Genomic DNA, 23,405 nt, shown 5'->3' with positions numbered 1-23,405 from the left:
CAGAAAAATATAGACGGTGTTAAAAATAGTCGTTTATTATTCACTTACTAATAATTAAGCACTCTCCCCGTTTGATTATAACTTAAATGTTTTTATAATAAAGAACCGTAGCATCTAACTTTCCATTCGTAGAAATTGCATACCCTGGTATTGTTCCAACTTCTTGGTAGTCTAGTGATTTGTACAATTTATTGGAAGGATCTCCTTCTCTTGTATCTAATACTAAAAGAGACCTGTTTTCTTGCTTTGCTCGTTCCTCTGCTTTTTGCATAAGCGATCGTCCAATACCGTTTCGTCTAAAGTTTGGATGAGTCATTAATTTGCAAATCTCGGCTCTATGAATTCCGTTAGGCTTAGTAACTAATTGTAATTGAATACTCCCTGCTACTTCGTTGTTTATTTTAGCCACATACAATATCACTTCTGGCGCTAATACTGTTTGCCAATACTTTGTTGCATCTTTTTGTTCCAGTGGAGGCAAAAAACCAATTGATGCCCCATCATTTACAACCATTTTCAAAAGTTTCGAAAGTTCTTCTATATCATTTTCTAGTTTCTTAATTTCTTCAATTACTAAATTCCGCATTACTTTTCCCCCTTTTGTTTCATTGTAACAATTTTTAAAGAAGGAATAATGAAATAATAAGAGGAATTTATAGTTAAGATATGATTTTTTGTGAAAGGATAACGATATGAAATATATATTAGATAGAACGTACGCAAAAGAATTACTCGAATGGGCATATGAACAAAACCCGGGCCCTTGGTTTGAACATTCACTACATGTTGCTCATGCAACTGAAAACATAATTATAGAACTTATAAAAAAAGGGTACAAGCTAGATGCTGACATAGCATATAACGCTGCCCTTTTGCATGATATCGGAAGATACAAAGGTTTTACCAAATCGGTCATTCATTCCTATGATGGTTATATGTATATGAATGATTTAGGGTATACAGGAAACGCTGTTATTTGTGTGACACACTCATTCCCATGCAAAAATGAACATATAGATATCGCAGCGGAATGGAGTCTCGTTCCTGACCATATGAGAAGCCGGTTAGTTGAAATATTAAATGAACATTGTAACTACGACTTATACAATAAAGTAATTACTCTTTGTGACGCTCTTGCTGATGCGGATGGCTTTACTACGCTGGAAAGAAGATTAATTTCTGTTGGTTTGCGTCATGGTACAACATCTCATACATCTTTACATTGGAAAGGGTTTTATGCGATTAAGAAAGAATTAGAAGCTTTAATCGGTAAGAGTATATACACAGTTCTTCCTGATGTAGAAAAATCTATTTATGAAGATATAGAATATTAAAGTAAATACAAATTGAAAACGATAAACTTTGTATGTATGTTTCTAAAAGACTCTTTCAAAAATGGAGGGATTTCTTATTAGTAAAATAGGATTTGACTTGATAAACCTTGAGGGGAATTTTGAATTTGGATATGAAGATATAAAAAAGATTTCTATAAGATGTAAATTTTCTAACTGTTCACATACAAACGAACCAAACTGCGCGGTTAAAAGAGCTATCTCTGACGGTGCTCTTTCTGAAGAAGTAGTTAACAGTTACTATAGAGATTTTAATGAGGCACATTATGTTTCTAAACAGAAAAATAAAACAAAAGCCATTGATTATATGAAGCAATTGAAGCTTTTTACAAAACCTTAAAATTAAATAAATAGTTGTTATTTCTCATTCCTACTAAATTTAAAATTCTCCCATTATTGTATAACCATAAATTGAACCCATCCTAGATAATTTTTATACTCAAATTTAATTTCACATAAAAAACGTTTTAAACATAAAGTTTAAAACGTTTTTTTATTCAATGCTTTTGATTTTTCAATTCTGTTAAACACTCTTGCACTAAAGTTACCGCTTGACTCATCGCAGCTCCGCCAGCAAATGCTGCTGAAACACCACATGCTTCTAGAATCTCTTTATCCGAACATCCTTGATCAAGACAACCTTTTGTATGATAAATTGTACAATACTCATCTTGCGTTGCTAAACTAATTCCTAATGCAATAAGTTGTTTTTCTCTTTTTGTTAAAGAACCCTCTTGAAAACAAGCTTGCGTGAACGCATTATATGTCTCAGCGATTTCAGGAATTTGATTTGTAAAACTACCTATACCTTCTTTATAATGATGTAGAATATCATTTATCGAACTATGTTGCTCATGTTCCATCTTATTCCCTCCAGTCATATTATCCATACTTATTGTAGTATGTGATGAAATGGAGGCAATATACCTTCTTTTAAATTAAGAATTTTCAATTAATTTTAGTTATAATTTTAAATTATCATCGACAATAACTTTTTCTCTAGAACTTTTTCTTTCAACCTCTTTACTTCTTTCTTCCCAAAATGTTAATCCTTCAATCCCCACATTTTTAGGATTAAATACTGGATCTTTCCCTTCTTTTTTCTGCGTTTCATAATCTTTTAACACTTTTAATGCGGTTTTACTTAAAAGTAAGATTGCGATTAAGTTTAACCATGCCATACTACCGATGCCTAAATCTCCAAGATTCCATAAAAGCGACGCTGATTCAACGCTACCGATGTAAACCATAATTAAAAATCCAAATTTTAAAACTGGTTTTAACCAGCCATACTTCAGTTGACGATCTAAATAAGTAAGTGTCGTTTCAGCGATATAGTAATAAGCGAGTAACGTTGTAAATGCAAAAAAGAAAATCGCAATTGAAATAAATATTGGACCAAACCCTGTTATCACAGTTTCAACTGCTTGTTGTGTATAAATTGGACCAGCTTCCACATTTCCTATGTTTTGTACAATGGCGGTTTTCCCTTCAGGTATAACATTATACATACCTGTTATTAAAATCATAAGAGCTGTCGCTGTACATACGACAATTGTATCGATATATACGGAAAACGCTTGAACTAATCCTTGTTTTGCGGGATGCGATACTTCAGCAGCCGCCGAACTATACGTCGCTTCTCCGACACCAGCAACGTTTGAAAATACAGCGCGTTTTACGCCCCATGCAATAGCTGCACCAACAATTCCACCAAACATTTCATTTACACCAAATGCGCTAGAGAAAATTAAAGCAAACATACTTGGAATCTCCGTTACATTCGCAATTAATATGATACATGTAACAATTACATAACCAATTGCCATAAATGGAACAAGCATTTGAGAAACGCCAGCAATTCTCTTTACACCACCAAAAATAATTGCTGCTAGTAACACGACTAAAAATATACCAGTTATATATTTGCTAATACCATTAGAGTTTTCAAATCCAACTGCGATACTACTAGATTGAATACCTGGTAATAACACGCCATATGAAAGTGTTACAACTACTGCTACAATGACTGCAAACCATTTCATTTTCAAACCTTTCTCAATGAAATATGGAGTACCGCCGCGATATTCATTCCCTACTTTACTTTTGTATACTTGAGATAATGTTGATTCTACAAACGCGCTCGCTGCCCCTAACAAAGCCATTACCCACATCCAAAATACAGCTCCAGGACCGCCGAAAGCAATTGCTGTCGCTACCCCTGCAATATTACCAATTCCAACTCTTCCTGATAAGGCTAAACAAAATGCCTGAAAAGATGATATTCCCGTCTCTGAACTCTTTCCTTCAAATAATAGTTTAATCATCTCTTTAAAATAACGGATTTGCAAAAAGCGTGTTGCAATCGTGAAATATACGCCTGCCCCTAATGCAAAAACAACTAAACCGATACCCCACACTTGCCCTACTAACCATTCTACTAAATTCTCCATCCAAATCCCCCTTATCATTCTTTGGAAAAGCAATTTTGTATAAAAAAAAAACGGACAACTATTATCAAACTTTCTAGTTGTCCGCATCTTTCATTATTTCATCCCTCAATTTTTATCAGTAAAACGCCCTATTACTTTATATTTACCCAAACACTTTTCACTTCTGTATAATTATCAAGCGCATATGAACCTAATTCGCGGCCGATACCAGATTGTTTATATCCACCAAATGGTGTAGCTGCATTTTCTAAGTTATAATCATTAATCCACACTGTTCCTGCTTTTAATTTATTTGCTACTTGATGACCCGTTTTGATATTTTGCGTCCATACACCCGCAGCAAGGCCATAGGATGAGTTGTTCGCTCGTTCAATTACTTCTTCTGTCGAATCAAATGGAAGTACGACAACAACTGGTCCAAATATTTCTTCCTTAACGATTATCATATTGTCTGTAACATCTGTGAATATAGTTGGCTTAACGAAATAACCTTTTTCAAGCGCACGTTCGCCACCAGCCGCAACTGTAGCACCTTCTTTCTTCCCTTGCTCAATATAATTTAACACACGCTCTTGTTGTTTCTTAGATACGAGTGGACCCATTTCCGTTCCTTTCTCCATACCTGCTCCAAGTTTTACGTTGTTCGCCATTTTCACAAGTGCATCTACTACAGTTTCATAATGTTTACGATGAACAAATACACGTGATCCTGCGCTACAATTTTGACCGTGGTTATACATAATACCTTGGAATGCACCATTTATCGCTTCTTCCAAGTCCGCATCTTCTAAAATGATATTTGGTGATTTTCCGCCAAGCTCTAACGTTACATGCTTAATCATTTCTGCAGATTGACGCATAATATACTTTCCTGTAACAGTAGATCCTGTAAAAGCAACTTTATCAATGTCATGATGATTTACAATTGCAGCCCCTGCTTCAGGACCAAAGCCTGATACAAAGTTTACAACGCCGTTTGGAAATCCAGCCTCTTTAAAGAGTTTCGCTGTATATAGTAAAGATAAAGGCGTTTGCTCTGCTGGCTTTAATACAATCGTACAACCTGTCGCCAGTGCAGCTCCCATTTTCCAAGAAGACATAACAAGCGGAAAATTCCACGGAATAATTTGTCCTACAACACCAACAGGTTCATGTCTCGTATAATTCAAGTAATCTTTTGAAATCGGGATTGTTTGCCCAATAATTTTTGTAGCCCATCCTGCGTAATAACGATAATTTTCTACAGTCGCTGAAATATCATCATTAAGTGCTACTTGATATGGCTTTCCATTATCTAAAGCTTCTAGTTGCGCTAATTCTTCTCTATGTTCTTCAATTAAATCTGCTAATTTATAAATAAGATGCGCTCTTTCAGCAGTAGTCATTTCTGCCCACGGGCCAGATTCAAATGCAGATCTTGCCGCTTTTACTGCAGCATCAATATCCTCTTCTTGCGCTTCACATACGACTGCTAGAACCTCTTCTGTTGCTGGATTGTACGTTTCAAACGTCTTTCCGCCAATAGCAGAAACAAATTCGCCATTAATAAACATTTTAATTTCTTCATTTAAAAACGCTTCCACTTTTGGTTTCAGCTCAATATTTGTCTTTAACATTATGTTCTCCTCCTTATTTAAACAGCTGCATGAGCTGCAATATTTGATAAAATCGTTTGAAGCTTTTGATCTTCTTCTACAGTTAACCCTAGTCTTGGATAGCGAGAAGGTCCTCCCGCTTGCCCATGTAATTCCATAGAACGTTTAACGATTTGAACATATTTCCCTGATCCTTCAAGAAACTCGCAAAGTGGTAAAATAGCATCGTTTATTTCCCACGCCTTTTCTAATTCGCCATTTTGAAAATGCTCATACATTTTTGTAACGAGACCGGGAACGATATTTCCTGCTACTGAAACCCATCCCGAGGCACCAACTAAATATGATTCCATAACTAAATCTTCAGAACCACAGAAGACTTGGAAAGCCCCTTCACTTTGTCTTACTAAATCTCTCGCTTTTCGAATATCTCCGCTAGATTCTTTAATATGTGTAACATTTTCACACTCTTTTCCAATACGGAGCATTAGCTCTGTACTCATATCAACACCAGAAGTAAATGGATTATTGTATAACATAATTGGTATATTTACAGAGTTTGAGATTTCTTTAAAATGAAAATAAATCTCCTCTTCCTTCGGTTTACAATAGTAAGAGTTTATAATTAATACACAATCCGCTCCGTGCGCTTCTGCATGTTTCGTATATTCAATTGTTTCTTTCGTCGTCTCTGCTGCAGTTCCAACAATAACTGGAATACGGCCATCAATTTCTTTCAACATGGTTGCTACCATTTTAAATCGTTCTTCTTTTGATAAACTTACAAATTCTCCTGTACTTCCATTAATGATGATACCTGCAACGTTTTGTTCGATAAAGTAATTTACATTTTGCTTTACCCCATCCCAATTAATTTCCTGAAATTCATCCATCGGTGTTATTAATACTGGAAATGCCCCTTTAATTTTTTGCATATTTATCTCTCCCTATCACATTTTATTTTAATAAGAAACCTGCCGGAAACGGATCCGTAGGGTCTAATAGAAACGTCTGCATCCCTGTAATAAACCCTCTACTTTCAAAACGGAAAATGTATCCTAGTTCCTCCTTCTTCACTTTCTCCACAGTTATAAAACTATTAAATATACTTTCATTTTTAAAAGGTTTATCCGCCATATAATCATTTTTAAATAACGCATGAACATAGGAAACAATAGTAGAAACAAAACCTGGCGAACGTACGATAAAGTTATCTTCATGAAATGTAATCGATTTTATATGGTTCTTTTCTTTTTGCGAAGGATCTACTAAAATAAGCCTTTTTATTAGCGACTGTTTTTGTATAGCCTGCAGTGTAGCTTCTCCCCATCTTTTCAATTCAGAAATGTTTTCCATGCGAATTTCTGGCGAATACGCACCTTTTTCTACAACTGCATATACTTTATCTGCTTGTATAAGAGAATAACTTACATTACCAACCTGTAAATTTTTCTCAATCATATAGCATAGTTTGCTTTCAAACGAAACCAATATAACTTCATCATTCTCTACATACGCATGAACTAAAAATATTCCACATAACGTTTCAATTTTGTATTGATTGGACTCTCTCTTTTTTAAATACCCACTTTCGAGTAACATCGTTATTACTGCAACAATGCCTCCATAATGAAGCGGAATCGAACCTTCATGATTAAAAAATAATACAGCTGCATCCACTTCATTATAGATAGATGGAACGACAATACACCCATTCAAACCGATAAAACCACGTGGTTCATTTAATAAAAGCTTCATCTCTTCTGCTAATTCACCTGAAAATTGTTCATTTAATTGCTCCAAACTGTAGTAGTATTTGCATGGTACGTCTTTCATTACACGAAATGCCTCGCCATTTACATGTACGTCTACTGCTGTATACATTTTTTGAATGTTCATTTTATATCCTCCGTTTCATGTTCCATCGGCGGAATTAGCAAAAATCCTTCTTTAAGTGGATCCATTTCATTGTAAAAAAATCTATGCATACCCATAAGCCAAGCTGATCCCGTAATTTTCGTTATGACAGCTTCAATATTTTCAACATGTGTCGTATTCATGACATATCCTTTAAATAAAGAACCAACGATACTCTCATGAATGAACTCTTCACCAATTTCGATTTCTTTCTGAGCGTATAATACAGCTAGCTTCGCAGATGTTCCTGTACCGCATGGAGATCGATCTATTCCGCCTGGTGGTACAACAACTGTATTTTTCACATGCGCACATTCATGAGTAGGATCTGTATAAAATTCAACATGTGTTAATCCTCTTATAAACGAATACTCTGGATGAGTGATTTCAAACTTCTCATTAATTGTGTTCCTTATATGAATCGCCTTATCGATGATTGTAGATGCATTTTCTGGTACTAATTCTAGATCTACTGATTTCGCATCAATAATGGCATAAAAATTCCCTCCATACGCAATATCAGCCTCTATAGTTCCAATGTCTTTCACTTGTACAGTAATATTTTTCAATAAAAAAGCTGGTATGTTACAGAAAGATACTTCTTTTGCTTTTCCATCTTGAACAGCAATATCTACTTCAACTAAGCCAGCCGGTGTATCTAGTTTTAAAGAAGTAATCGGTTCAACTACCGGAATTAAACCTGATTCAACTAACGCTGTACATACACCGATTGTATCGTGACCACACATCGGTAAATATCCACCTGTCTCTATGTATATAACACCTATATCAGCCTCAGGATGACACGGGTCTGTTAATAATGCTCCTGACATTACATCATGACCACGCGGTTCATTCATTAACAATTTTCGAATCCAATCATACTCCTTTTTCATATGTAACATCTTCTCTACCATCGTCTCTCCAATCAACTTTGGAAGTCCACTAATTAATGTCCTCGTTGGATTCCCACCTGTGTGTGTATCAATCGTCGTAAAGGCTCTTTGTGACCTCATCCGTTTAACACCCTTTCTGTAAAACGACTCAAACGAAGTGGTTCAATAGGAATAATTGTCTCTTTTTCATTTAATAACTCTTCAATTACTTTTCCAGTAACTGCTGCAAGACTAATCCCATCACCTTCATGTCCAGCGGCAATGAAATAATTCGGAATATGTTCCACTCGTGAAATAATCGGTAAATGATCTTCCGTCCACGGACGTAAACCAGCGTAAGAACGAATTACCATCATATCTGCCATTTTCGGATAAAAACGAATTGCTCTATTTGCGATACATTTAATGACTTCATTATTTATCCTCGTATGAAATCCTACAAATTCACGACTACTACCAATTAAGAAATTTTGACTTTCAGTAGGCTCAAATACGAGCGCAACCCCGTATTTTTCAGTTAAAGCATCCACTTTTCGTTTTCCGCCAAATTTAGAAATTAAATAACCGAATTCCATTACTTTACGGCATCCTACGTGTTGTTGCCTTGAAGCTACAATAATATGCCCTTTTCTCGGTTCAATTGGTATATTTATATTTAACATCTGACCAATCTTAGGAGCCCACACACCGGCTGCATTTACAACTTGTTGTGCTGTAAAAGTTCCATTCGTAGTTTCTACAACAAATGAACCATCCGTCTCTATTTCCATACTCTTTACTTCCGTCTGCTTAAAAGCTTTTGCGCCAAACTTTTGTGCCTCTGACACAAGCGAGAAAGCAAGGAGATATGGATTCACAGTTGAATCCGTCGCACATTCTAAACCACCTAATAAATCATCAGCAAAAAAAGGCGACTCTTCCCTTATATCTTGCCTATCAAGCATTCGAAACGGTAATCCAGCTTCTTTTTGCCGATTTACCCATTGCTGCGCAGCTTCCATCTCTTCGTCTGACTCACATACGAGAATACTTCCTGGTGCCCTATATTCAAATGAATGCTCTAATTCTTCACTTAAATCAGTTACTAATTTTTGACTTACTAAAGACATTTGACTATCAAATCCCGGGTCTTTATCAATGGCCAAAATATTCCCATCACACCGTGAAGACGTCCCGCTGACAAATTCCCCTTTTTCAATGATTGTTACGTCTCTTCCGTATTTTGAAGTGTAATAAGCGATAGAACACCCTATTATTCCACCACCTATAATTAAAACGTCGCAGTGCCTCACAATATACTCCTCCTTTCCTAGCCCTCTCACTTTCTTTTCATGCAATTGACGTGCCAATTCTGTACATATACAATTTTTATAAATAATATTTTTAATTGTAAAAATATTTTAAATTTATAGTAAATAGGTGTATTATTTTTTTATCACTGTCAAAATTTTTATACATAACAGGAGGACATTATGGAATTTTCATTTCCGACTATACAAGAATTTTTGGAAAGCGTTTTAATCAATCATACATGTTGCCTTGATCGCATTAAGAAAATAAACGAAAGGTTTTATTATCTCCCTTCTACTACAGAAGAATATAATTGCGCAATTATTTATGTAGATGACTCATTCACTGCATTAATTGACGCTTTTTCTTATGAATTAGCTGTTATCATCCTTAACGAAAACGATGAGCCGATATGCTGTATAACTTCTCAGCAAATGATTCCATTTCTTTATAAGTCCTACAATGAACTACAGTCATTTTATGACACTGTAATACAAACAACTGACTCTTCTGTTACAGTAATTGATAGTAAAGAATGCGTTCGAACTTGGACAGATGGTGCTGAAAAAATATTTTCAGTCAACCATAATGAGATTATTGGGCAACCGATTACTCGTTTTTTTGATTATAAAGACTTGGAAATTTTACAATCTTTACATGATGGAAAAAGCATAGTCGCTCAGTTCCATCAGCCTCGCCCCGATTTATTCGTATTAATTAATTCAAATCCAGTTTATTGTAATGATGAAATTATAGGAGCAGTCGTTTCAGAAACAGATGTTACAAATCAAGTCGCTTTAAATGAAAAACTATTTAATATGTCACATGAAATGCACCGTTTAGAACAAGAAGTGGCAAAGTATAAAGATGAATCCGATCCATTCCTTGCGATGAATGGAAAAAGTCCTGTTATACAAAGAACGATACAATTAGCTAGAAAAGTTTGTTCGGTGAAATCAACTGTTTTAATACTTGGGGAAAGCGGAGTTGGAAAAGAAGTATTTGCGAAAGCAATTCATGAAGCAAGTGAAGCAGCGAAGGCGCCTTTCATTTCGATTAACTGCGGGGCAATTCCAGAAGCATTATTTGAAAGTGAATTATTCGGTTACGAGCGTGGGGCGTTTTCTGGAGCAAATAGTAAAGGAAAAAAAGGTAAAATTGAACTCGCGCAAGGCGGTACTTTATTTCTTGATGAAATAGGTGAAATGCCACTTGATATGCAAGTAAAACTGTTACGTGTACTGCAAGAGCGAAAGTATTACCGAGTTGGTGGTGAAAAAGAAATTAATATTGATTTCCGTATTATCGCTGCTACAAATCGTGATTTACAAGAAGAAATGATAAAAGGAACTTTCCGAGAAGATTTATATTACCGCTTAAATGTAGTTAGCTTGCAGATTCCACCGCTGCGCGAAAGACGCGAGGATATTATTGAATTAACCTATTCTTTCTTAAACGATTTTTCAATCAACTATAACAGACCAATTCGTGACTTACCTTCAAGCATTATGCATGAACTGCTTCATTACAATTGGCCAGGTAATATTCGCGAACTTCGAAACGTTGTTGAGCGGCTTGTGGTATTCGCAACAGACGGAATTATAAAACAAGAATATTTACCATTTCATACGACTGAAACTTTAGACAACCATACAGCCCATTCCCTATTACTCAGCAACAATAATACAATCCTTTCTTTACAAGAAGAGATGGATGAGCATGAGAAAAAAGTTATTGAAAGGGCTTTACGAATTTTAAATGGGAATAAATTAGAATGCGCAAAACAACTTGGTGTAACAAGGGCTACTTTATATAACCGTTTAAAGAAACTTGGACTTCAATAAAGAATCAGTATGCACCGATCAGGCGTTTACAGGTAGCCCTCTCTCCCTCCTCTATATTGGCATGATTTTTGCATATATAATTTATGAAAACCGAACTAGAGGAGGAATACATATGACAAATAAAAACAACTTAATCGTTTGTCGTTGTGAAGAGGTTACATATGGGCAACTTCAATCGACAATTGCTGAATATAACTGCTCGGCAAGAGAATTAAAACTAAGAACACGTGCTGGCATGGGATTTTGCGGTGGTCGCACATGCAGAATAATGATAGATCGAATGATTGAAAATGCGAATCCTGACGTAACTCTTAATGAACTACCGTTAAAATATCAACCACCAATACGTGCAGTTACTTTTGGATCGGTAGGTGAAAGTAAATGAGTAGAATTACACATCACCCTATTTTAGGTACTTTACAAAGTAGTGAGCGTATTACCTTTCAATTTAACGGTCATCAATACGGAGCATATGAACATGAAACGATAGCTGCTGCCCTGTTAGCAAATGGAATACGGACATTAAGAGTTCATGAAGATAGCGGAACACCGCGAGGTATTTATTGTAATATCGGGCACTGTTCCGAATGCCGCATGACAGTAAATAATCAAACAAATGTACGCGCATGCTTAACTGTTGTAGAAGAAAACATGGTTGTTGAAAGCGGGAAACAGCATCCGAATATCGTGAGAGAGATGGTGAAAAAACGATGAGTGATGTAATTATTATTGGTGCAGGGCCAGCGGGATTATCTGCTTCTATTTCTTGTGCTCGTTTCGGACTAAAAGTGCTCGTTATTGATGAATTTATGAAGCCGGGCGGGAGATTGTTAGGACAGTTGCATCAAGAGCCTACTGGAGAATGGTGGAACGGAATAAAAGAATCGAAGCGACTTCATGAAGAAGCAGAATCACTTTCAGTACATATCAGGTGCGGTGTTTCGGTCTATAATTTAGATAGAGATGAAAACAATTGGTTTGTACATACTAATATCGGTACGTTAGAAGCACCTTTCGTACTACTTGCTACTGGAGCTGCGGAATATTCTATTCCCCTTCCTGGCTGGACACTTCCAGGAGTGATGTCAATTGGAGCAGCTCAAGTTATGACAAATGTTCATCGCGTGCAAGTTGGAAAAAAAGGAATTATTATTGGTGCTAACATTTTGTCTTTCGCCATTTTAAGTGAATTGCAATTAGCGGGAATTACAGTAGATCATATTGTACTCCCTGAGAAAAGCGAGTTAAGTCAAAAAGCTGGTGAACCTGAAGAAGTTTTAAACTCTCTTTTAAATGTAGCTCACCTCGCTCCTTCTGCTTTCTTACGAATAGGTAGTCACTTTATGAAATTTGATTGGATTCGAAAAGCTGGATTAACATTCTATCCAAACAACGGAATGAAAATAAACGGAACGCCACTTCACCTTCGGAAAGCAGCTCTTGAAATTATCGGAACAGATCAAGTTGAAGGTGTACGTATTGCAAATATTGACTCTAAAGGAAAGGTTATCAATGGAACAGAGAAAATATATGAAGCAGATTTTGTATGTATTGCCGGGGGATTATACCCACTTGCCGAACTTGCAGCTGTAGCTGGTTGTCCCTTCCATTACATTTCAGAATTAGGCGGACACGTTCCTCTCCATTCCGAAACAATGGAAACCCCTCTTCCCGGTTTATTAGTAGCCGGCAATATTACAGGCATTGAAAGCGGAAAAATTGCGATGGCGCAAGGAACAGTTGCAGGTCTATCTATTGCTAAATATGCAAGCAAAAAACGTGATATAGTCGACCAACAATTATCTCACGCCATTCAAAACGTTCGCTTTATTCGTCAGAAAGCTGCAATTCAGTTTAATCCGATGGTAGATATCGGTAGACGAAAAATGAATGAAATTTGGCGTGATTACTCATCTACATATGCACATACTAAAAAGAGCTGCTGAGATTATTCTCAACAGCTCTCTTCTCTACTCATCTGAGTTATTAAATTTCGCTAATGCGTAAATACCTTCTTCGTCATCTAATTCAAGTTGTAATCTCGCTGCGAATGAATTGACATTATATTCTCTGTCAAGCAATAAGCGTAAAGCTTCGATTAAGTTTGCTTGAATTAAAATTTGCTGGCGACCATTTACCTCTACTTCCGCAGAGAAACCGTAGTCGTCATCATACATGAGTTCAACTAATACTTCTTCTGGACCCACTTGTCTTTTTTCAGCGATATATATACAAAGCGCATTTATAAGCTCTTGTTCAGAAATTTTTATTGTTTCCATGCTACTTCATCTGCCTTCTTCTTACGTTGGTCTTTGAAGTATTTAAATGCACGAACTGCTAACATTACGATACCAGCCATTACTAACATATTTACCATAAACGCTAATACAGAACCAAGAGCTCCCATATTTGCAAATAAGCTACCCATTAGTAAACCACCAAGACCACCTAGTAATAAACCTTTCATAAAGCTTCCTTTATTACTTTTTGGTGCCGTGTTTGTTGCTTTCGTTTTTGAATCTGGAGTCGTTTTTTGGGAATTTACATTTGAGTCTTTTTTGTTTAAATCAACTTTTGACTTTTGACCTGAACTTGGTGTAAATGATTTTTTACCAGATTTGTAACTTTTCGCTGCTGCATGATCTACGAACATAAAGCTGCTAGCCCCAAAGATAACCATGAATGCTGTCATTACTGCTACAAGTTTTTTCAACATATTATATCCATTCTCCTTTTATATAGATATATGTGAAATCTATCTTTCTAGTAAATTCAGAATGATAGATTTGTTTTTAAGAACATTTTAAAGGTTCTTATGAACTTATTATATGAACTTTTGTCGAAATATGCAAGTATTATTTACTTTCAACAGTTTGGTCACAAAGGAAAAATTAAGCAAAACAGAATTGACTTTAAATGAAACAAAACATATTATAAGTTCATAAGAACTTTTTATTATTTTGGAGGTGAAAAGATGGAAACATTTCATCTCACACGAAACGAAATGGCTACCCTTCTTCTATCACTAAGAGGATGGAATACGAAAAAGCCTCTCGGTATTTTACAAGAAGCTTGGGCAAAGTCACATAAAAAAGATATTGAAAGCGGACAAAGCGTTACAGCTTTTATTACTACCGCACTTTCACCTATTTTTGAAAAGCTGATTAAAATTGACGATACTGATGTCGGTTTTTCTTTAAATGAAATAGTTGCGCTTGGCAATCAGATTGAAAACACAAGTTTCTCTGTAACTGCTATGCAAAACTGGGTGAAACGAGATATAAAAGAAATGATTGGCTCTCCTCAAAAAGGGAAAAAATATTCAATTGAACAAGCAGCCTTACTATTTATTGTCGAAGATTTAAAAACAGCACTTGATTTTGAATCCATTCGTAAGCTATTACGCCTTATTGTAAATGATCCAGCTGATCGAAGTGATGATTTAATCAATCCTGTTCATTTATATGTAGCATACTCTTCTTTATTTGAAGAACTCAATCAAGGGAATTGCTTACAATTAAATGCAACAGATACCGTTCATACAATTGAAAACATCGTAAAAGAAAAAGCTGATAAAATCGCAAGTAAGTTCGATCAAATTAATAACGAACAACGCGAAGCAATTCGTAACGCTATTATTATTGCGACCCTTTCTGTACATACCGCTTATGTACAAATGTTAGCAAAGCGTTACGTAACAGCAACTTTATTTTTACAGAACTTAGATGTGAAGCCTTAAAAAATAGGAGCAGAAATGCTTCTATTTTTTTACAACGAAAACAAGCAACCATCTGTTCCAAATATACAACAAATGCTTGCTTGATTTATTTAAATTTAAGTTTCATATAAAACCGTAGTATTACGCATATCTATAAGTAGTGTCATTTAAGGTTCCATATATCCCCCTAACCCTCATTACATTCAGAATTAACTGTTTTTTACCGTGCTATTTTCTCATTCTTAATTCTATGCATATCATACACTTTCACTTCATTCTCTATATATGATTTTACTTTTTTAAATCCAGCTTTCTCATAACAACGAATTGCCCTTTTGTTGTCTTCTCTTACCTGTAATACAACTGCTTGTATATCGGAATCTAAAAACGATTTACTTATGAAATACTTTGTAATTTCTGTTCCAAGTCCTTTTGAATATAAATTCGAAACGCCAATAAGAATAGAGTATTCCATCACATAGGTATCATCATATTTCGTCTTTTTTAATCCGACTCTTCCTATTACTTCATCTCTCACTATTATTACATGATAACTTGCATAAGACCGCGCTAATTTTTCAGTCCAATACTCCCGAAGTTCTTCTATTGTATATCGCTTAAATGGTTTCACATCTGCTATGTTATGTAATTCTTCATCGTTATACCATTCTAATATAATTGATAAATCATCTAATTCTAGAAGACGTTCTTTCCAGTTCACATTTCCACCCCATCTATTTTATGTTTTCAAACCACTTTAAAAAGAATAGGCATATTCTTTTTTAGGCAATTTTACTATCTTTTGAATGAAATTTGATTTCTCTAAAATATCCTCTAACTGCCCCTCACTATAAACGTAAATACTCCCTACATATGAACTGTACGCCTTTTTCTCAGTTATTATCGTTAAATTGTTATTTTCCTTTTTAAAATCACCCTCCACTCCTTTTTGAAATGATAAACTTTTGGTTGCTGAAACATACAGTTGAATTAAAGATCCTATTTCAACATCACCTGATTTTGCAAAGCACTGTATTTCATTTAAAATCATTTCATCTTGTAACGGAAGAAAGTCTTCTACTTCTAACTTCTCTCCTTTATGAAAGAAGTTTTGAAGTTCAGGAGTATAGAACGAAAGATTTTTCTCCTCTATCATTTTAAAAATTGTTTGCAGCAATATGTCTTTTCCTATCACAAACGGGTGGCCAAATCCATTATTGTAAAGCCCTTCTTTCATTTTCATTAATTGTTCGATGAAGGGGATTCCCGATTCTTCAATAACAAGTTTACCGTCAATTAAACGCATGTTAGCAATCAATTCTTCTATCTGTAAACCTTCTAATTCAAGCGACGAGTAATATAAATCTCTATTCCAAAAATCTAATTGATCCATTCCTAATGAATTAAATAAGAGCTCATCTATAATTGGAAAAACTCCATCTTCTGTTAAAGCTTTCGTTACATCATCTAATAATCTAGGTGTTTGATTTAAAATCGTACGTATTTCTTCGTCCTCTTGAATGATTCGTACCGTCCACTCACTATGATCTTCACCCGATATTTGCTGAAAACAATGTGAATATGGCCCATGTCCAACATCATGTAGAAGGGCTACAGTAGATACTAGCTTTCGTTCATATTTCGATAAATGTATGTCACCAATCTCAGTAAGATGTTCTATCACTTTATTTACTAGCACATATACACCTATCGAATGTTCTTTCCTCGTATGTATTGCGTTCTCATGTAAAAAATAAGTATGTCCTTGTTGTTTAATATTCGCCAACCTTTGAAATGCTTTTGTATCTATCAATCGAAGGATATCTCTATCACGAATAGAGATTGGTCCATAAATCGGATCTGTAATATACATACGTTCTCCTCCTATTTTTGTAAATGAAAGACCTATATCATTATACTTAATTTTCAGTCTATTATCATTGATATATGAGAAATTTTTAATAATCTTTTCATTAACCCTTCATGAAAACGTAGCTTATATACTTTACTATAATACTTATGAGAGACATAAAAGAATTGAAATAGCAATCCCCTATGTAAATAAGGTATAATCTACATATAGTGAACCTTTTACGTAATTAAATAAAAGGTTCTTATACTCAAAAATTCATAAACTAGAAGGTGCAACAATGTTAAGTAGTTTTATTCATTCAGTATTAACGTTTTTTGAAGGATTAGGTTATTGGGGCATTATGCTTGGACTTATGATTGAAATTATCCCAAGTGAAATTGTCCTTGCTTATGCAGGATACTTAGTATTCAATGGAAGTATCTCATTTATAGGCGCAGTTGTATTCGGTACAATTGGCGGTGTTATTGCCCAAATCTTTATTTATTGGCTTGGACGATACGGCGGACGCCCTATATTAGAACGTTATGGAAAATATATTTTCATACATAAAAAACAAATAGATGCTGCAGAAGATTGGTTTAATCGTTACGGAACTGGCGTCATTTTTACAGCACGCTTCATTCCAGTAGTGCGTCATGCGATTTCAATTCCTGCTGGTATTACAAAAATGCCTTTACTACGTTTCACTACATTAACAGCACTTGCGATTATCCCTTGGTCTATTATTTTCATTTATTTAGGTGAAAAACTAGGTGAAAATTGGGAAAATATTAACGATATTGCTGGTCCTTATGTGAAATCATTCGCAATTGGTGGCGTCGTACTTATACTTTTATACTTCGTTATAAAAAAATGGACAAAAAAGCGTAAAAATCTTGCTTAAGAATATAACAAAAACCGCTATAAATTCATTCGGAGTTATAGCGGTTTTTTATTTATTTATATATGAATTAATCTTCAAGAATTATATAACACCTTTCCATCTACATTTACATGGATAAGCAACCGTTTGATCATTTCTTTCGTATATTATCTCAAAAAGGAGTGATTCCCCTATGCATTGGCAGCAAAAAATACTATACTTAATCGGACGCCCTATCGGTATTTCCTTCATAAATGGGCAAGGAACTTCTGGTGTATTATGTTCAGCTCATGATGGTCAATTATATGTGTATGAATACCTTTATCAAGCCCAGTTCGCAATGAAACATTATGATTATAGACAGATTCAAGATATACATGCATTCCCAAATTGTCCTCACCAAAATCCTCTATACTAAAAAAATCGGAACGGCTCATAGCCATTCCGATTTCTATACTTTATTTCTCAGAATTAAATTTCTGCACTGCTTCATCAAAATAAATCCAACCTTTCCAGCCCAAATGAATCGTATCTTTTAAGAAATACTTATCATATTCATGACCAGAGAAATCAACTACTGGATATCCTGCTTTCTCAACCTGTTCTCGAACTTTTTTATAATACACTTCACGGCGTTCTTTCGGGAATCCAGTATAATCATACCAAGGCCCATTGACAGGTACAGAAATAAAGAGTGGTTTGACATTTTTCTCTTTAAATAAATCTAAAATAATTTGTAAATCATCGTATTCTGGTGATTCATCATATGTTTCATTTGCTCTAAAGTTTTTTAAACCTTTTAGTTTTTTCTTCAGATTATTCTTATGATAATACGGATTTTCAATTCCGAATGTATTTGTAGTAGACTCTGCTTTCCCTTCTTGTTCTGCGTGTTTACGTGCGTCTTCCCAAGAAATTGAACGAAGTCCGATATTTGTTTTCTCTTTCATCGGTTCGATTTTAAATAAAGAGTTAAATAAATCTCTATGATCTAAAATATTTCGATGCATATAAGCAAGTGGTTTAACTAAACCTGCTTTTATGTTATGTTTCGTATCATTATATACAATACCTTCTAATGAATTTTTTAATATATCATCTTCTTGAACAACTTTATAATCTAATAGCCGTTTCGCGATTTGCTTCTTCATTTCTGGATTTATCTCATCATTAAAAATAAAATGATATGCTTGTTGTTTGGAGAAATTATTAGTGAAATCCCCTTGTGATACACCAGTCTTTGTAAACCATTGTGGTGAAAGAACAAAGACTACTTTTTTACCTTCTAATTCATCCATAGTAGATGTCATATTTAAAATATGAGCTAAACTTTGTGTACCACCAGTTCCAATTAAAAACGGTGTAAAACCAGCTGGATTTACTTTGAAATAATTAGACGGATGATATGCATCCATTCGTAAAAATTCTGATGAACCGTACATCGGTAAATACTGTGAATTCTCTAACATTTTTTGCTGTAAGAAAACACTTTGTAATTTCTCTTTTTGTAAAGAAGTTGCCGCATCTTCTACCTTCTTATCACTAATAAGCGATACTAAACTTTTCGATGGGATTAGAATGATAATGAAAAAAAGCACACACGCTAAAATTATAGGACCAAAAGCATGCTTCATTTTCATCTTCTATCCCTCTTTCTATTGTTATTAAATTGTAACCCTTGTTTTTGACACGTCATCTTTTCTCTCCTTTTTCTCTATACATGTTCCATTCTATTTATCTATTATATACATGTATGTATTTCCTTCCTTGTTCTATTAAGCCCTATATAAATAGCGCAAGAAAATGTTTCTATAGAAACACGTTAATTATACAAGATTCTACATAAATTTCACACTGGAATTTTAGTAATAACTTTATTTTCAAGTCGTGAAAAAACATATGAAATGTCTATATTTCATTCGGAACTGTACAAAAAAAACAGACTATCACACACGTGAAGTCTGTTTCCCCATTCTTTTATTTTTGTACATCTGCCCATTTTAAACTTGTAGCTGGACCAAATTGATGTACATATAAATCTTTCACATATGGTTTTTGTAAGTAAGATAATCCACGCTGGAATACCGGTGCAATTACTGCATCATCAAGTAGCATTTTTTCAGCATCTTGCATTGCTTTCCAGCGAGCCTTTTCATCATTACCTAATTCTGTTTTAATCTTCTTAATTAACGCATCATATTCTGGGTTTGCATATTCTGTATTATTAACACTGCTTCCAGAAAGAAATACTTCTAAATAAGTCATTGGATCTGGATAATCCGGTAACCAGCGTGATAACGACATTTCATATTCTTTCTTCTTCTCAAGTGCTAATTTTTGCGTATGTGGCTGTAATTTCACATTCACTTTTAAGCCTGGTAAGTTTTTCTCAAGCTGCTCTTTAATGTACTCTCCAACTTTTTTAAAGTTTTCTAAGTCATAATTTAATAGTTCTAACGTCACTTCATTTGTACCTGTCTCTTGTTTTGCTTTCTCCCAATATTCTTTCGCTTTTTTTACATCAGTTTTATTAAACTCACCTGCCGTACTTCTAAAATCTTTCTTATCTGGGCCCTTTAAGAATCCTTTTGGTACGTAATAGTTTGCTGCAACCGACCCATCATTTAAAAATGAATCTGCGAGTCCCTTCTTATCAAAAACTGTACTTAGCGCAAGACGTGCATTTTTATTTTTAAGAATCGGTACATTTTCATTAAATCGGAAGAAGTACATAACTGGATCTGTATATTGTTTTAGCTCTTTATTATTTTTATATTTATCTACGAATTCTGTAGAAATAACAGCTCTATCAACTTTATCTGTTTCATATAAATTTACCGCAGTTGAAATTTCTTTTACAATTTGATAGTTTACTTCATCTAACTTCACTTCTTTTTTATCCCAATACTTATCGTTTTTCTTCATTGTAAAGCTAGCTTCATGCTTCCACTCTGATAATGTAAACGGTCCATTATATACCGCTTTATTTGCTTCTAATCCATATTTATCACCTTGCTCTTTCGCATATTTTTCGTTAATTGGATAGAAGGATGGTAAAATTAATAATTTCGTAAAATACGGTACAGGATGTTCTAGCTCTACGACGAATGTTTTATCATCCTTCGCTTTTACTCCTAATTCATCTAGACCTAGTTGTTTTTTATTTATCTTCTCAGCATTTTTTACATCGTACGCAATGTATGCATATTGAGAAGCTGTATCTGGATTAATCAATTGCTTCCAAGCGTATACGTAATCATGGGCGGTTACTGGATCTCCGTTAGACCATTTCGCATCACGCAATTGGAATGTATATGTCTTTCCATCTTTACTCACTTCATATTTTTGTGCGCCTGCCTCAATTACTTCATCATTTTTCGATAGACGGAATAGTCCTTCCATTACGTTATTCAAAACGTTAAACGAGATTGCATCTGTGACTTTCACTGAGTTTAACGACGGAATTTCACCCGTTTCTAGTAACTGTAATACTTTCTTGTCATCTTTCGGCTTTGTCGTTGTTTTTTCTTTTTCGCAACCAACTAAAAATGAAGAAACGAATAGAATACTAACTAATGAGTAACGAACAACTTTTTTCATTTAAAAACCCCCTCTATTTTTAAGGTAAGTAACGACGAGCACCAGCGTATTCTTCTATATATCCTGGTGTATTTAGCGGTATAATCTCTACCGATCTTTCAGCTCTTGGTGAGTGAATCATATTGCCATCACCAATATACATTGCGACGTGATGGACACTACCTTTTCCTTGATCATGTGCAAAGAAAATTAAATCTCCTTTTTGTAGATTTTCTTTATCAACTGCAACTCCTGCTCTTGATTGTGGTCCAGAATCTCGCGGAATTGTAATGCCGTGCGATTTATAGATCGTATGCGTGAAGCCAGAGCAATCAAATCCAAAACCACTTGTACCAGCCCATATATACGGTAAACCTAAAAACATTTTCCCTGTGTTTATTAAATCATCGGCCGCCGGGGTTGGAATATCATTTTGAGAACGGTAAACCGTTCCATCATTTTTTCGTAGCCAAGCTTTCTGACCATTTGGCAACAATACACGGTATGAAATTGTGTCTTCACTTAATAGCGGCAGTCTTGTATTATAACTGACTTCAAGTGATTTATGTTTTTCAGAAGGATTTATATATAAAATCGCTGTTGGCTTTGTTATTAACACAAAAGGTTCATTTGTTTTATCTGCAAATTCTTGATTATATGTTAATTGCTTTTCAGGCATCCAGCCCGGATAACCTTCTTCATTTCGTGGCGTTGGCTGTCCATGCACTAATACCTTCACCCATTCACCTTTCTTATCAATAACAGTTACTTCTTGACCGAGTAACGCTTGTGTTTCTAATTTATTTGCATTTGTTAACCATAGTTTCTCGTCAAGTGTCATTGATTTCGTCCATTTCCATAGATCCACTGGATTTGTTGCACTCGGTGTATCGATTGGCCTTAATGAATCAGGTACTGTCCATAACGTTGCAGCAGATACATCTATAAATGCTTTATTATCCTTCTTTTCTTCAGCATTTGCCGATGTAAACGATGAAAATATAAATAAAGTTGTTAAAAATGCAGTTCCTACTTTTTTCATATTTATCCCCCTTAAAAGATAGTTTACTAGTCTCTTCTCCTAAAACTTACTATTCACTGTCGATTGAAGGTTTATCTTTGATCCAGAATACGTCATTCCTTCTGGCTCTTCCATTAACCAAAGCGGTGCATCAAGATCAAAATAATGAATATTAGGATGCGCTGCCGCTAAATGCGCAACAGCACTAACGGAAAGTGAAGACTCCATCATGCTGCCCACCATACACTTCACACCAGCTGTTTCTGCGATATCTGCAATACGCCATGCTTCACGTATGCCACCACATTTCATTAATTTAATATTAATGAAGTCTGCATATCTTCCTTGAACGAGCTTTAATGCGTCACTTGCTGAAAATATACTTTCATCGGCCATAATTGGCGTTTGCACACGATCTTTGACGTACTTTAACCCATCCCAATCTTTCGCGTGTACTGGTTGTTCAATAAATTCTATATTTAAATTACGATTTTCCATCTCTTGAATGATAGAGACCGCTTCTTTTGGACTCCAACCTTGATTCGCATCTAAACGTAATGTCGTATTTCTTGGTACCACATTTCGAATTGCCTCAATACGTTCCAAATCTAAATGCGCCTCTTTACCCACTTTAATCTTCAATGTTTGAAATCCTTTTTCTATATGTTTCTTCGCTTCTTTTGCCATTAATACAGGCTCATCTACACTCACTGTAATATCGGTATGAATTTCTTTCTTCCCGCCTAACAATGCATATAACGGCACATTTTGATATTGGCAATATACATCATATAAAGCGATATCTACCGCTGCTTTCGAACTTGAATTTCCAATACAACTCATTTGAATGCCCTGTAGTAACTGCTGAAACTGAATGATATTTTGACCAATGAAGCGGCGCACGAAAAACGCGAAAGCGTTTCACGATAAATGCGAAAACCGTACTTTGATACATGGCAGTGGTGGTTAATATCCGGCTTCACAACCGAACGAAGTACAGGCAAA

At 35.0% G+C, this 23,405-nt stretch carries 24 protein-coding genes and 1 pseudogene; 9 read left to right on the top strand and 16 right to left on the bottom strand.

Features of this window, described 5'->3' with window-relative positions:
- Nucleotides 1–82: 82 nt before the first annotated feature.
- Nucleotides 83–586, bottom strand: a complete 504-nt coding sequence (locus AC0OM3_RS00125; protein ID WP_001245253.1) for a GNAT family N-acetyltransferase — start codon at nucleotides 584–586, stop codon at nucleotides 83–85.
- A 106-nt stretch (nucleotides 587–692) separates the two neighbouring features.
- Here AC0OM3_RS00125 and AC0OM3_RS00120 point away from each other — a divergent pair, with 106 nt between their 5' ends.
- Together AC0OM3_RS00120 and AC0OM3_RS00115 are read left to right on the top strand one after the other, a co-directional pair.
- Nucleotides 693–1,334, top strand: coding sequence for an HD domain-containing protein (locus AC0OM3_RS00120; protein ID WP_000874109.1), 642 nt, complete (start codon nucleotides 693–695; stop codon nucleotides 1,332–1,334).
- Nucleotides 1,335–1,395: 61 nt separating this feature from the next.
- Entirely contained in the window at nucleotides 1,396–1,692 is a 297-nt protein-coding gene (locus AC0OM3_RS00115; protein ID WP_000398279.1) for a P-loop NTPase family protein, read from the top strand.
- 157 nt (nucleotides 1,693–1,849) lie between these two features.
- Here AC0OM3_RS00115 and AC0OM3_RS00110 read toward each other — a convergent pair whose 3' ends face one another.
- The 7 genes from AC0OM3_RS00110 to AC0OM3_RS00080 all read right to left on the bottom strand — a co-directional run bounded on the left by AC0OM3_RS00110 (nucleotide 1,850) and on the right by AC0OM3_RS00080 (nucleotide 9,505).
- Nucleotides 1,850–2,242 (bottom strand): carboxymuconolactone decarboxylase family protein, encoded by a 393-nt coding sequence (locus AC0OM3_RS00110; RefSeq protein WP_002005224.1) that lies wholly within the window; start codon nucleotides 2,240–2,242, stop codon nucleotides 1,850–1,852.
- 72 nt (nucleotides 2,243–2,314) lie between these two features.
- The gene (locus AC0OM3_RS00105; RefSeq protein WP_000429510.1) at nucleotides 2,315–3,805 is read right to left on the bottom strand and encodes an alanine/glycine:cation symporter family protein; all 1,491 of its coding nucleotides are present in this window, start codon (nucleotides 3,803–3,805) and stop codon (nucleotides 2,315–2,317) included.
- A gap of 131 nt (nucleotides 3,806–3,936) precedes the next feature.
- Nucleotides 3,937–5,421, bottom strand: a complete 1,485-nt coding sequence (locus tag AC0OM3_RS00100; RefSeq protein ID WP_474210968.1) for an aldehyde dehydrogenase family protein — start codon at nucleotides 5,419–5,421, stop codon at nucleotides 3,937–3,939.
- Between the two features lie 17 nt (nucleotides 5,422–5,438).
- A complete protein-coding gene (gene dapA, locus AC0OM3_RS00095) occupies nucleotides 5,439–6,335 on the bottom strand; it encodes a 4-hydroxy-tetrahydrodipicolinate synthase (protein ID WP_474210967.1) in 897 nt (298 codons plus the stop codon).
- Between the two features lie 22 nt (nucleotides 6,336–6,357).
- Nucleotides 6,358–7,299: a proline racemase family protein gene (locus AC0OM3_RS00090; protein ID WP_474210966.1), complete on the bottom strand. Its 942-nt coding sequence runs from the start codon at nucleotides 7,297–7,299 to the stop codon at nucleotides 6,358–6,360.
- Complete coding sequence (locus AC0OM3_RS00085; protein WP_001257517.1) at nucleotides 7,296–8,333, bottom strand: proline racemase family protein; 1,038 nt, start codon at nucleotides 8,331–8,333, stop codon at nucleotides 7,296–7,298. The genes AC0OM3_RS00090 and AC0OM3_RS00085 overlap by 4 nt, the downstream gene beginning before the upstream one ends.
- Complete coding sequence (locus AC0OM3_RS00080; protein ID WP_001215263.1) at nucleotides 8,330–9,505, bottom strand: NAD(P)/FAD-dependent oxidoreductase; 1,176 nt, start codon at nucleotides 9,503–9,505, stop codon at nucleotides 8,330–8,332. Before AC0OM3_RS00080 ends, AC0OM3_RS00085 begins: the two co-directional genes overlap by 4 nt.
- A 180-nt stretch (nucleotides 9,506–9,685) precedes the next feature.
- Between AC0OM3_RS00080 and AC0OM3_RS00075 the strand changes: the two genes are divergently transcribed.
- The 4 genes from AC0OM3_RS00075 (at nucleotide 9,686) to AC0OM3_RS00060 (ending at nucleotide 13,293) form a co-directional block, all read left to right on the top strand.
- Nucleotides 9,686–11,347 carry a sigma-54 interaction domain-containing protein gene (locus AC0OM3_RS00075; RefSeq protein ID WP_000395821.1) on the top strand — a complete coding sequence of 554 codons (1,662 nt, stop codon included), beginning with the start codon at nucleotides 9,686–9,688 and terminating at the stop codon, nucleotides 11,345–11,347.
- A gap of 112 nt (nucleotides 11,348–11,459) precedes the next feature.
- Complete coding sequence (locus tag AC0OM3_RS00070) at nucleotides 11,460–11,732, top strand: (2Fe-2S)-binding protein (RefSeq protein ID WP_000182619.1); 273 nt, start codon at nucleotides 11,460–11,462, stop codon at nucleotides 11,730–11,732.
- Entirely contained in the window at nucleotides 11,729–12,061 is a 333-nt protein-coding gene (locus tag AC0OM3_RS00065) for a (2Fe-2S)-binding protein (RefSeq protein WP_000087067.1), read from the top strand. Before AC0OM3_RS00070 ends, AC0OM3_RS00065 begins: the two co-directional genes overlap by 4 nt.
- Nucleotides 12,058–13,293: an NAD(P)/FAD-dependent oxidoreductase gene (locus tag AC0OM3_RS00060; RefSeq protein ID WP_474210965.1), complete on the top strand. Its 1,236-nt coding sequence runs from the start codon at nucleotides 12,058–12,060 to the stop codon at nucleotides 13,291–13,293. Before AC0OM3_RS00065 ends, AC0OM3_RS00060 begins: the two co-directional genes overlap by 4 nt.
- A gap of 24 nt (nucleotides 13,294–13,317) precedes the next feature.
- On the opposite strand, the gene AC0OM3_RS00055 is transcribed toward AC0OM3_RS00060, so the two are convergent.
- Together AC0OM3_RS00055 and AC0OM3_RS00050 are read right to left on the bottom strand one after the other, a co-directional pair.
- Nucleotides 13,318–13,626, bottom strand: a complete 309-nt coding sequence (locus tag AC0OM3_RS00055; RefSeq protein ID WP_000447750.1) for a YxcD family protein — start codon at nucleotides 13,624–13,626, stop codon at nucleotides 13,318–13,320.
- The gene (locus AC0OM3_RS00050) at nucleotides 13,614–14,063 is read right to left on the bottom strand and encodes a hypothetical protein (protein WP_000914478.1); all 450 of its coding nucleotides are present in this window, start codon (nucleotides 14,061–14,063) and stop codon (nucleotides 13,614–13,616) included. Before AC0OM3_RS00050 ends, AC0OM3_RS00055 begins: the two co-directional genes overlap by 13 nt.
- A 258-nt stretch (nucleotides 14,064–14,321) precedes the next feature.
- On the opposite strand from AC0OM3_RS00050, the gene AC0OM3_RS00045 reads away from it, so the two are divergent.
- Complete coding sequence (locus tag AC0OM3_RS00045; protein WP_000447231.1) at nucleotides 14,322–15,086, top strand: DUF1836 domain-containing protein; 765 nt, start codon at nucleotides 14,322–14,324, stop codon at nucleotides 15,084–15,086.
- Nucleotides 15,087–15,285: 199 nt separating this feature from the next.
- On the opposite strand, the gene AC0OM3_RS00040 is transcribed toward AC0OM3_RS00045, so the two are convergent.
- Nucleotides 15,286–15,786 (bottom strand): GNAT family N-acetyltransferase, encoded by a 501-nt coding sequence (locus AC0OM3_RS00040; protein ID WP_001104067.1) that lies wholly within the window; start codon nucleotides 15,784–15,786, stop codon nucleotides 15,286–15,288.
- A gap of 36 nt (nucleotides 15,787–15,822) precedes the next feature.
- Nucleotides 15,823–16,938 (bottom strand): HD domain-containing protein, encoded by a 1,116-nt coding sequence (locus AC0OM3_RS00035; protein WP_000275989.1) that lies wholly within the window; start codon nucleotides 16,936–16,938, stop codon nucleotides 15,823–15,825.
- A 277-nt stretch (nucleotides 16,939–17,215) separates the two neighbouring features.
- On the opposite strand from AC0OM3_RS00035, the gene uptA reads away from it, so the two are divergent.
- Together uptA and AC0OM3_RS00025 are read left to right on the top strand one after the other, a co-directional pair.
- Complete coding sequence (gene uptA, locus AC0OM3_RS00030; RefSeq protein WP_000952913.1) at nucleotides 17,216–17,821, top strand: undecaprenyl phosphate transporter UptA; 606 nt, start codon at nucleotides 17,216–17,218, stop codon at nucleotides 17,819–17,821.
- Nucleotides 17,822–17,993: 172 nt separating this feature from the next.
- Nucleotides 17,994–18,218, top strand: coding sequence for a hypothetical protein (locus tag AC0OM3_RS00025; protein WP_000558686.1), 225 nt, complete (start codon nucleotides 17,994–17,996; stop codon nucleotides 18,216–18,218).
- Between the two features lie 40 nt (nucleotides 18,219–18,258).
- Here the strand turns inward: AC0OM3_RS00025 and dltD are convergent, their stop codons facing one another.
- The 4 genes and pseudogenes from dltD to AC0OM3_RS00005 form a co-directional block, all read right to left on the bottom strand.
- The gene (gene dltD, locus AC0OM3_RS00020; protein WP_000782300.1) at nucleotides 18,259–19,440 is read right to left on the bottom strand and encodes a D-alanyl-lipoteichoic acid biosynthesis protein DltD; all 1,182 of its coding nucleotides are present in this window, start codon (nucleotides 19,438–19,440) and stop codon (nucleotides 18,259–18,261) included.
- A 337-nt stretch (nucleotides 19,441–19,777) separates the two neighbouring features.
- A complete protein-coding gene (locus tag AC0OM3_RS00015) occupies nucleotides 19,778–21,400 on the bottom strand; it encodes a peptide ABC transporter substrate-binding protein (protein ID WP_000758240.1) in 1,623 nt (540 codons plus the stop codon).
- 19 nt (nucleotides 21,401–21,419) lie between these two features.
- Nucleotides 21,420–22,421, bottom strand: coding sequence for a C40 family peptidase (locus AC0OM3_RS00010; protein ID WP_000755429.1), 1,002 nt, complete (start codon nucleotides 22,419–22,421; stop codon nucleotides 21,420–21,422).
- A 39-nt stretch (nucleotides 22,422–22,460) separates the two neighbouring features.
- Nucleotides 22,461–23,291 (bottom strand): annotated as a pseudogene (locus AC0OM3_RS00005) (dipeptide epimerase); the annotation flags it as partial.
- Between the last annotated feature and the right edge of the window lie 114 nt (nucleotides 23,292–23,405).

The organism is Bacillus sp. FAU20, assembly GCF_056033865.1.
Note: the sequence above shows the minus strand (reverse complement) of the source record. Positions and strands in the feature narration are given on the sequence as shown.

Coding starts and splice junctions, on each gene's coding strand:
- AC0OM3_RS00125 (WP_001245253.1), bottom strand. CDS start 586: ATGCGGAATTTAGTAATTGAAGAAATTAAGAAACTAGAAAATGATATA.
- AC0OM3_RS00120 (WP_000874109.1), top strand. CDS start 693: ATGAAATATATATTAGATAGAACGTACGCAAAAGAATTACTCGAATGG.
- AC0OM3_RS00115 (WP_000398279.1), top strand. CDS start 1,396: ATGGAGGGATTTCTTATTAGTAAAATAGGATTTGACTTGATAAACCTT.
- AC0OM3_RS00110 (WP_002005224.1), bottom strand. CDS start 2,242: ATGGATAATATGACTGGAGGGAATAAGATGGAACATGAGCAACATAGT.
- AC0OM3_RS00105 (WP_000429510.1), bottom strand. CDS start 3,805: ATGGAGAATTTAGTAGAATGGTTAGTAGGGCAAGTGTGGGGTATCGGT.
- AC0OM3_RS00100 (WP_474210968.1), bottom strand. CDS start 5,421: ATGTTAAAGACAAATATTGAGCTGAAACCAAAAGTGGAAGCGTTTTTA.
- dapA (WP_474210967.1), bottom strand. CDS start 6,335: ATGCAAAAAATTAAAGGGGCATTTCCAGTATTAATAACACCGATGGAT.
- AC0OM3_RS00090 (WP_474210966.1), bottom strand. CDS start 7,299: ATGAACATTCAAAAAATGTATACAGCAGTAGACGTACATGTAAATGGC.
- AC0OM3_RS00085 (WP_001257517.1), bottom strand. CDS start 8,333: ATGAGGTCACAAAGAGCCTTTACGACGATTGATACACACACAGGTGGG.
- AC0OM3_RS00075 (WP_000395821.1), top strand. CDS start 9,686: ATGGAATTTTCATTTCCGACTATACAAGAATTTTTGGAAAGCGTTTTA.
- AC0OM3_RS00070 (WP_000182619.1), top strand. CDS start 11,460: ATGACAAATAAAAACAACTTAATCGTTTGTCGTTGTGAAGAGGTTACA.
- AC0OM3_RS00065 (WP_000087067.1), top strand. CDS start 11,729: ATGAGTAGAATTACACATCACCCTATTTTAGGTACTTTACAAAGTAGT.
- AC0OM3_RS00060 (WP_474210965.1), top strand. CDS start 12,058: ATGAGTGATGTAATTATTATTGGTGCAGGGCCAGCGGGATTATCTGCT.
- AC0OM3_RS00055 (WP_000447750.1), bottom strand. CDS start 13,626: ATGGAAACAATAAAAATTTCTGAACAAGAGCTTATAAATGCGCTTTGT.
- AC0OM3_RS00050 (WP_000914478.1), bottom strand. CDS start 14,063: ATGTTGAAAAAACTTGTAGCAGTAATGACAGCATTCATGGTTATCTTT.
- AC0OM3_RS00045 (WP_000447231.1), top strand. CDS start 14,322: ATGGAAACATTTCATCTCACACGAAACGAAATGGCTACCCTTCTTCTA.
- AC0OM3_RS00035 (WP_000275989.1), bottom strand. CDS start 16,938: ATGTATATTACAGATCCGATTTATGGACCAATCTCTATTCGTGATAGA.
- uptA (WP_000952913.1), top strand. CDS start 17,216: ATGTTAAGTAGTTTTATTCATTCAGTATTAACGTTTTTTGAAGGATTA.
- AC0OM3_RS00025 (WP_000558686.1), top strand. CDS start 17,994: ATGCATTGGCAGCAAAAAATACTATACTTAATCGGACGCCCTATCGGT.
- dltD (WP_000782300.1), bottom strand. CDS start 19,440: ATGAAAATGAAGCATGCTTTTGGTCCTATAATTTTAGCGTGTGTGCTT.
- AC0OM3_RS00015 (WP_000758240.1), bottom strand. CDS start 21,400: ATGAAAAAAGTTGTTCGTTACTCATTAGTTAGTATTCTATTCGTTTCT.
- AC0OM3_RS00010 (WP_000755429.1), bottom strand. CDS start 22,421: ATGAAAAAAGTAGGAACTGCATTTTTAACAACTTTATTTATATTTTCA.